General features: G+C 69.6%; 8 protein-coding genes. 2 read left to right on the top strand and 6 right to left on the bottom strand.

Translation table 11 applies throughout. The features are described 5' to 3' along the window. Nucleotides 1-356: 356 nt before the first annotated feature. The 3 genes from AB0903_RS33925 to thyX form a co-directional block, all read right to left on the bottom strand. Nucleotides 357-2,042, bottom strand: coding sequence for a ribonuclease J (locus tag AB0903_RS33925; RefSeq protein ID WP_366708621.1), 1,686 nt, complete (start codon nt 2,040-2,042; stop codon nt 357-359). A gap of 191 nt (nt 2,043-2,233) precedes the next feature. Continuing rightward, nucleotides 2,234-3,133 (bottom strand): 4-hydroxy-tetrahydrodipicolinate synthase, encoded by a 900-nt coding sequence (dapA, locus tag AB0903_RS33920; RefSeq protein ID WP_366708619.1) that lies wholly within the window; start codon nt 3,131-3,133, stop codon nt 2,234-2,236. A gap of 214 nt (nt 3,134-3,347) precedes the next feature. Beyond that, entirely contained in the window at nt 3,348-4,088 is a 741-nt protein-coding gene (gene thyX, locus AB0903_RS33915) for an FAD-dependent thymidylate synthase (RefSeq protein WP_366708617.1), read from the bottom strand. A gap of 216 nt (nt 4,089-4,304) precedes the next feature. Here thyX and AB0903_RS33910 point away from each other — a divergent pair, with 216 nt between their 5' ends. Together AB0903_RS33910 and AB0903_RS33905 are read left to right on the top strand one after the other, a co-directional pair. Next, the gene (locus AB0903_RS33910; RefSeq protein WP_366708615.1) at nt 4,305-4,544 is read left to right on the top strand and encodes a hypothetical protein; all 240 of its coding nucleotides are present in this window, start codon (nt 4,305-4,307) and stop codon (nt 4,542-4,544) included. 158 nt (nt 4,545-4,702) lie between these two features. Next, nucleotides 4,703-5,248: a hypothetical protein gene (locus tag AB0903_RS33905; protein ID WP_366708613.1), complete on the top strand. Its 546-nt coding sequence runs from the start codon at nt 4,703-4,705 to the stop codon at nt 5,246-5,248. An 84-nt stretch (nt 5,249-5,332) separates the two neighbouring features. Here AB0903_RS33905 and AB0903_RS33900 read toward each other — a convergent pair whose 3' ends face one another. From AB0903_RS33900 to AB0903_RS33890, 3 genes are read right to left on the bottom strand one after another with little or no spacing between them, the layout of a single operon-like run. After that, nucleotides 5,333-5,785, bottom strand: a complete 453-nt coding sequence (locus AB0903_RS33900) for a hypothetical protein (RefSeq protein WP_366708611.1) — start codon at nt 5,783-5,785, stop codon at nt 5,333-5,335. An 8-nt stretch (nt 5,786-5,793) separates the two neighbouring features. Continuing rightward, a complete protein-coding gene (dapB, locus tag AB0903_RS33895; protein ID WP_366708609.1) occupies nt 5,794-6,546 on the bottom strand; it encodes a 4-hydroxy-tetrahydrodipicolinate reductase in 753 nt (250 codons plus the stop codon). Nucleotides 6,547-6,565: 19 nt separating this feature from the next. Further along, nucleotides 6,566-7,948, bottom strand: a complete 1,383-nt coding sequence (locus AB0903_RS33890) for a pitrilysin family protein (RefSeq protein WP_366708623.1) — start codon at nt 7,946-7,948, stop codon at nt 6,566-6,568. Nucleotides 7,949-8,016: the final 68 nt, after the last annotated feature.

Raw genomic sequence — 8,016 nt, 5'->3', positions numbered from 1 at the left:
AGGAACGGACGCTTCCTTTGTACTCACCCTCAGGCTTCCCTGCGGGCTTTCCTCCGGGCGCTTCCCTTCGGTCTTGCGTTTCCGACTCTATCAGACTCTTTCGTGTCCGATTCCCGGCCGGCGGGTTCTTCTTTGCCTTTCAGGTTTCCGCTTTCGCGTTTCCCTTTCCGGCGGCTCCGACTTTATCAGAGATTCTGAGTCGGAATTCCCCGCCCCCTCCGGACACCACGAAGCACACATGAGTGTGCGGGGTTCCCGTTCGGGCGGAGCCGTAAACCTACTGGAGCGGGGCGCCCCGATGCAAATCGGGGGCCCCGCTCCGGTGTTGGCGCTGTCGGGCCGCGCCAGGCGCCGCGTCAGACCTCGACCACGACAGGGAGGATCATCGGGCGCCGTCGGTAGGTGTCGGAGACCCACTTGCCCACCGTGCGGCGGACGAGTTGCTGCAGCTGGTGCGGCTCGGCGACACCGTCGGAGGCCGATCTGGCGATCGCGTCCTCGATCTTGGGCATGACCGCCGAGAACGCCGCGTCGTCGATACCGGACCCCCGGGCGTGGATGTTGGGGCCGCCGACGACCTTGCCCGTCGTGCTGTCGACGACGAGGAAGACGGAGATGATGCCCTCTTCCCCGAGGATGCGGCGGTCCTTGAGCGCGGGCTCCGTGACATCCCCGACGGACAGGCCGTCGACATACACATAGCCGGCCTGGACCTTGCCGACGATCCTGGCCTTGCCGTCGACGAGGTCGACGACGACGCCGTCCTCGGCGATAACGATGCGGTCCTTCGGGACACCCGTCAGAGCGCCGAGTTCCGCGTTGGCGCGCAGGTGACGCCATTCGCCGTGGACCGGCATCAGGTTTTTCGGCTTGCAGATGTTGTAGAAGTACAACAGCTCACCGGCCGACGCGTGGCCCGAGACGTGCACCTTGGCGTTGCCCTTGTGGACGACGTTCGCGCCCCAGCGGGTCAGGCCGTTGATCACCCGGTAGACCGCGTTCTCGTTACCCGGGATGAGGGACGAGGCCAGGATGACCGTGTCGCCCTGGACGATCCGGATCTGGTGTTCGCGGTTGGCCATCCGGGAGAGCGCGGCCATCGGCTCGCCCTGGGAACCTGTGCACACGAGCACCACCTGGTGGTCGGGCAGGTCGTCGAGGGTCTTGACGTCCACGACGAGTCCGGCCGGGACCCGCAGGTACCCCAGATCACGGGCGATGCCCATGTTGCGGACCATCGAGCGCCCGACGAAGGCGACTCGCCTTCCGTGCTCATGAGCGGCGTCGAGGATCTGCTGGATGCGGTGGACGTGGCTGGCGAAGCTCGCCACGATGATGCGCTTCTGCGCGTTGGCGAAGACGGTGCGCAGCACGTTGGAGATGTCGCGCTCCGGCGGCACGAACCCGGGGACCTCGGCGTTGGTCGAGTCCGAGAGCAGCAGGTCGATGCCCTCCTCGCTCAGCCGAGCGAAGGCGTGCAGGTCGGTGAGGCGCCGGTCCAGCGGCAGCTGGTCCATCTTGAAGTCGCCGGTGTGCACCGTCAGGCCCGCGGGGGTGCGGATGGCGACGGCCAGCGCGTCCGGGATGGAGTGGTTGACCGCGATGAACTCGCAGTCGAAGGGGCCGATGCGCTCGCGATGGCCCTCGGTCACCTCGAGGGTGTACGGGCGGATGCGGTGCTCCTGGAGCTTGGCCTCGATCAGGGCGAGGGTGAGCTTGGAGCCGATGAGCGGGATGTCCGGCTTGAGCCGGAGCAGGAACGGGACGCCGCCGATGTGGTCCTCGTGGCCGTGCGTGAGCACGATGCCGTCGATGTCGTCGAGGCGGTCCCTGATGGTGGTGAAGTCCGGCAGGATGAGGTCGATGCCGGGCTGCTCCTCCTCGGGAAAGAGAACGCCGCAGTCGACGATGAGCAGCCGGCCGTCGTACTCGAAGACGGTCATGTTCCGGCCGATCTCACCGAGACCGCCGAGCGGGGTGACACGCAGGCCGCCCTTCGCCAGCTGGGGCGGGGCGCCGAGTTCAGGATGCGGATGGCTCAAAAGACTCTCCTCACCATGTACGCCTCGGCCCGAAGGGGCACGCGGCGTACATGACATTCATGCGCTTGCTGTCGTCTGTGTCCCGGCCGGGTCCGTCGGCCGACCGCTGAGGTCGGCCGGTGTCGCGTCGGCCGGTCTTCGCCTATTCAGTTGTGAAGTCCGAGTGGTGCCGTTCTCGTGGTGAAGTCCGATCAGAGCTGTACGCCGCCGGCCGCCAGGTCGAGCTTCAGCTGCGCGGTCTCCTCGGGGGAGAGCTCGACGAGGGGCAGCCGCAGCGGGCCGGCGGGCAGGCCCTGGAGGGTGAGCGCCGCCTTTGTGGTGATGACGCCCTGGGTGCGGAACATGCCGGTGAAGACCGGGAGCAACTTCTGGTGGATCTCCGTCGCCTTCTGGACGTCCCCGTCCCGGTACGCGTCGAGCAGTGCACGCAGCTCCGGGGTGACGACATGGCCCACGACGGAGACGAAGCCGCAGGCGCCGACGGAGAGCAGCGGCAGGTTGAGCATGTCGTCGCCGGAATACCAGGCGAGACCGCTGCGGGCGATGGCCCAGCTGGCGCGGCCCAGGTCGCCCTTGGCGTCCTTGTTGGCGACGACCCGCGGGTGGTCGGCCAGGCGGACGATCGTCTCGGTGTCGATCGGCACCCCGCTGCGGCCGGGGATGTCGTAGAGCATCACGGGCAGCCCGGTCGCGTCGGCGATGGCCGTGAAGTGACGGAGCAGGCCCTCCTGAGGGGGCTTGTTGTAGTACGGGGTCACCGCGAGCAGGCCGTGCGCGCCGGCGCGCTCGGCGGCGCGGGCGAGTTCGATGCTGTGGCGGGTGTCGTTGGTTCCGATTCCGGCGACCACGTGGGCCCGGTCTCCGACCGCTTCCAGGACCGCCCGTACGAGCTGGTCTTTCTCCGCGTCGCCGGTGGTGGGCGACTCGCCGGTGGTGCCGTTGACGATCAGGCCGTCGTTGCCTGCGTCCACCAGGTGGGCGGCCAGCTGCTGGGCGCCTGCGACGTCAAGTGCGCCGTCCGCCGTGAAGGGCGTGACCATGGCGGTGAGGACCCGCCCGAAGGGGGTCTGCGGAGTGGAGATCGGAGCCATGGGTAACACGCTACTCGCTGCTCAGCGCCGGGGGTCCCCTCGGGGGACGTGACGTGCGACGTGGCATGCGGAGCCCGGCACTGCCTGCTCGGGGGTTCAAGCAGTGCCGGGTCCGTTTGATCAGCCTAGATGAACTTCTCGAAACGCCGCAATACGGACACTTTGCCGCGCCTGCCGTACATCTGTGCCCGGCGGGGCCCGATACGCCTGCTCCCTATGGGGCGATTCGTCCGTTGGCGTTGAAGGCGGCGTACGTGAGCGGCATGAGCTTCGCCCAGTGCTGCTCCATCTGCTCACCGACCATCTCGATCTCACGTTGTGGGAAGGAGGGCACCTTCGCCAGCTCGTGCTGGGTGCGCAGACCGAGGAAGTGCATCAGCGACCGGGCGTTGCACGTGGCGTACATCGAGGAGTACATGCCGACCGGGAGGACGGACCGGGCCACCTCGCGGGCGACGCCTGCGTCGAGCATCTCCACATACGCCTCGTACGCCTGGCGGTAGGAGTCGGTCATCACCCGGCCGGTCAGCTCCTGCTGGGCCCGGGTGCCCTCGACGAAGACGTACTTGCCGGGGCGGCCCTCCTGGACGAGCTTGCGCTCGGCGTCCGGGACGTAGAAGACCGGCTCGAGGCGGCGGTAGCGACCGGACTCCTCGTTGTACGACCAGCCGGCGCGGTGCCGCATGAACTCGCGGAAGACGAAGATCGGGGCGCTGATGAAGAAGGTCATCGAGTTGTGCTCGAAGGGGCTGCCGTGGCGGTCCCGCATCAGGTAGTTGATCAGCCCCTTGGAGCGCTCCGGGTCCTTCGAGAGCTCCTCGAGCGACTGCTCACCGGCGGTGGAGACGCGGGCGGCCCACAGCACGTCGGAGTCTCCGGCGGCGTGCTTCACCAGCTCGACGGTCACATCGCTGCGGAAGCTGGGCTCGGGCATCTCTGCGGGGGTCTCACTCACCGGCGGGGGTCCTTCCATTTGCATCGCTCGGGCGGCGCCCACTCTACGGCGCGGCACCGACAGCGCCGACCGCGGCGGGCGTTCCAGGTGTCCTTTGGTCAATTCGGGGAATTCGGGCACCGAATGCCCCTGGCGTTCGTCTGTACCAGTGGCGGTGTCCAACCGCACAGCGACCAACCGCACAGCGCCCCTCACGAGTTCCCTGGAGAGTCACCGATGTTCCACCGGCGGGAAGCCGTTCCCTTCGCGTTCGTCGCCGAGGCCGACGCCTTCCGCAGTAACGTCACTCCCCCGCCGCGCGTCCGTCCCAGCCGATCCCAGCTCGTGGGCAGGGTGCTCGTCGGGCTGACCGTCGTGGGCGGACTGGTCGGGTCCCTGCTCCTCGGGCTTCCCGCTCTGGAGACGGACCGGACGCCCGGTCATTCCCAGAATTCGGAAGCGTCCCAGCGCCGCTGACCTCGCCGCACGACGTCATGAGCCGTCACGCCACATCGCTCCGCGCGACGGCTCGGAAGCCACCCCCATGGCCCCCCTGGGGTGGTAGGTGTCCGGCCGCCTCGGTAGCCTCACCCGGGCACAGCCCAACCGAATGTGCTGGTGAGTGAGGATCCGTCGTGCCCCTGCCCTTTCTGACGGCCGACCGTGCTTTTGACACGCAAGCGGACGACGTCGCGCTGCCCTTCGACGATCACGACCAGTGGCGGCGACCGTACCGCCCCGGGCCGTGGCGGGTGGGGGCCGCCGCCGTGCTGCTGCTGCTCGCGTCGTTCGTGCTGATCGCGGCGATGATCATCGCCTTCGCGGGTGCCCTGGCCGGTGCCGGGGTGTTCTCCCTGCTCGGCGCCGTGGTCATCGGGGCGGCGCTGAGACTGCTGCGCATGGGCGTGTGGGTCAGCCGGCACGGGCTGCGGCGCGTCGCCTTCTTCACCACGAGCACGATGCAGTGGAGTCGTACCTCCGAGCTCCGCACGGTGCAGCAGCCCGTGCGCTGGCTGGGGCTGCCGCGCACGGTGCAGGGGCAGGCACTGGTGGTCGCCCGGCAGGGCGGGCCCCTCACCCTGCTCACCGACCGCAACGCGGACTTCCTCTCGCGTCCGGAAGCCTTCGACCGTGCCGCGGACACCGTCGAGGCGTGGGGCGCCGAGTACCGCAACGCCTGATCCGCCGCCCCGGAGGGGTGGCATCGGCAGTGGTTCAGAGCTGCACACCGGTCCGGAACGGATCCCGGCCTCGGGACGACGGCGTCAGCTCGGGGCGGGCCTGCCGTCGTGCAGGGCGATCGCCCGCTGCATCGCCCGCCGGGCCCGCGGAGTGTCACGCGCGTCGTGATAGGCGACGGCCAGCCGGAACCAGCAGCGCCAGTCGTCGGGCGAGTCCTCCGTCTCCGCACGCCGCTTGGCGAACACCGCGTCCGCCGACCCACGGTCGATACGCCCGCCGGGCGTCCGGACGAGTTCGTCGACCGGCAGCCCGCCTTCGGCGTCCAGTTCTGCGGCCAGCCGGTTCGCCCGGCTGACGAACTGGGTGTTCTTCCACAGGAACCAGACACCGATCACCGGCAGGATCAGCACCGCGACCCCGAACGCGACCGTGAGCGCGGTGCCCTGCTTCAGCAGCATCACGCCCCGGCTGCCGACCAGGACGAAGTAGACGACCAGGACGGCAGCCGTGACGAAGTACGTGATCTTTGCGCGCATGGTCCGCCTCAGCCGAGGTCGAGGAAGTTCTCCAGGCCGAACGTGAGGCCGGGAGCGGACACGACGCGGCGGACGCCCAACAGGATGCCGGGCATGAAGCTGCTGTGGTGCAGGGAGTCGTGGCGGATCGTGAGCGTCTCTCCCTCGCCGCCGAGCAGGACCTCCTGGTGGGCCAGCAGGCCGCGCAGGCGCACCGCGTGCACCGGGACCCCGTCGACGTCCGCGCCCCGGGCGCCGTCCAGTGCGGTGACCGTGGCGTCGGGCTGCGGCGCGCACCCGGCCTCCGCGCGGGCGGCCGCGATGAGCTGCGCCGTGCGGGTGGCGGTGCCGGAGGGGGCGTCCGCCTTGTTCGGGTGGTGCAGCTCGACGACCTCGACCGACTCGTAGTAACGAGCGGCCTGCTGGGCGAACTTCATGGTGAGGACCGCGCCGATGGAGAAGTTGGGCGCGATGAGCACCCCCGTCTCCGGGGAGGCCGCGAGCGAGGTGTTCAGCTGCGCGAGCCGGTCGTCGGTCCAGCCCGTCGTCCCGACGACAGCGTGCATTCCGTGGCGTACACAGAAGTCCAGGTTGCCCATGACGGACGCCGGGGTGGTCAGCTCGACGACGACCTGGGTGCCGGACTCCACGAGGGACTCGAGCTTGTCGCCGCGGCCGAGCGCCGCGACGAGTTCCATGTCCTCGGCGGCCTCGACCGCTCGTACCGCCTCTGAGCCGATACGGCCCTTGGCACCGAGAACGGCCACACGCAGCTTGCTCATCGCTTCGTTTCCTTACGGGTTAGGAGACCGCTTCGTGGAGGCGGTCCGCCTGCTTGTCCTTGAGCGGGCCGATGACCGACAGCGACGGGCGCTGCCCCAGTACGTCCGCGGCCACCGCGCGTACCTCGTCGGGGGTGACCGCCGATATCCGGGCGAGCATGTCGTCGACCGACATCTGGGAGCCCCAGCACAGCTCGCTCTTGCCGATGCGGTTCATCAGCGCGCCCGTGTCCTCCAGGCCGAGGACCGTGGAGCCGGAGAGCTGGCCGATCGCGCGTCCGATCTCCTCGTCGGGCAGCCCTTCCGAGGCGACCCGGTCGAGCTCACCGCGGCAGATCTTGAGCACGTCGTGGATCTGGCTGGGCCGGCAGCCCGCGTACACACCGAAGAGGCCGGTGTCCGCGAAGCCCGAGGTGTACGAGTACACGCTGTAGGCGAGGCCGCGCTTCTCCCGGACCTCCTGGAACAGGCGGGAGGACATGCCGCCGCCGAGGGCCGTGTTCAGTACGCCGAGGGCCCAGCGGCGGTCGTCGGTGCGGGCGAGGCCCGGCATGCCGAGCACCACGTGCGCCTGCTCCGTCCTGCGGTTCAGCAGGTCCACCTTGCCCGCCGTACGCAGCGTGCGGCTTCCGCCGCGGGGCGAGGTGGGCACGGCGTCCGTACGGGACAGGGCCCCGGCCTTCTCGAAGGCGTGGCGGACCTGGCGTACGACCTTGGCGTGGTCGACGTTGCCGGCCGCGGCGACGACCAGGTGGGTCGGGTCGTAGTGCTTCTTGTAGAAGCGCCGTACGCGGTCCGCGGTCAGCGCGTTCACCGTGTCGACGGTGCCGAGGACCGGGCGTCCCAGGGGCGTGTCGCCGAACATGGTGTGCGCGAACAGGTCGTGGACGCAGTCGCCGGGGTCGTCCTCGGTCATCGCGATCTCTTCGAGGATCACGCCGCGCTCGGCGTCGACGTCTTCCTGCAGGATCAGCGAGTCGGTGAGCATGTCGCACACCACGTCGATGGCGAGCGGCAGGTCGGTGTCGAGCACCCGTGCGTAGTAGCAGGTGTACTCCTTGGCGGTGAAGGCGTTCATCTCTCCGCCGACCGCGTCGAGGGCGGCGGAGATGTCGAGCGCGGAACGCTTCTTCGTGCCCTTGAAGAGGAGGTGCTCGAGGTAGTGGGTGGCGCCGCCGAGCGCCGGCGTCTCGTCGCGCGAGCCGACGTGCGCCCAGATACCGAAGGTGGCGGAGCGGACGGAGGGCAGGGTCTCCGTGACCACGCGCAGCCCGCCCGGGAGGGTGGTGCGCCGGACGGTGCCGATGCCGTCCTTGCCCTTGAGGAGTGTTTGGGTACGGGCGAGGGGCCCCGCCCCCCGCGGGGGGGCGGGGCGGCCCGGGCGGGCAGGCGAGGGGGGCAGGGTGGGGGCGAGGGGAGTGTAGCGGGCGCCCCGCGCCGCCCCCAACCCCCGGAGGCGTAGCGATAGGC

Origin of the sequence: Streptomyces sp. NPDC048389, assembly GCF_040706335.1 — a bacterium.
Taxonomy (GTDB): Bacteria; Actinomycetota; Actinomycetes; order Streptomycetales; family Streptomycetaceae; genus Streptomyces.
The sequence above is the reverse complement of the archived record's forward strand: the minus strand, read 5'-3'. Positions and strand labels throughout refer to the sequence as shown.

Excerpts from the sequence above, each read along its gene's own strand:
- dapA (WP_366708619.1), bottom strand. The coding sequence starts at position 3,133 with ATGGCTCCGATCTCCACTCCGCAGACCCCCTTCGGGCGGGTCCTCACC.
- AB0903_RS33910 (WP_366708615.1), top strand. The coding sequence starts at position 4,305 with ATGTTCCACCGGCGGGAAGCCGTTCCCTTCGCGTTCGTCGCCGAGGCC.
- AB0903_RS33900 (WP_366708611.1), bottom strand. The coding sequence starts at position 5,785 with ATGCGCGCAAAGATCACGTACTTCGTCACGGCTGCCGTCCTGGTCGTC.
- dapB (WP_366708609.1), bottom strand. The coding sequence starts at position 6,546 with ATGAGCAAGCTGCGTGTGGCCGTTCTCGGTGCCAAGGGCCGTATCGGC.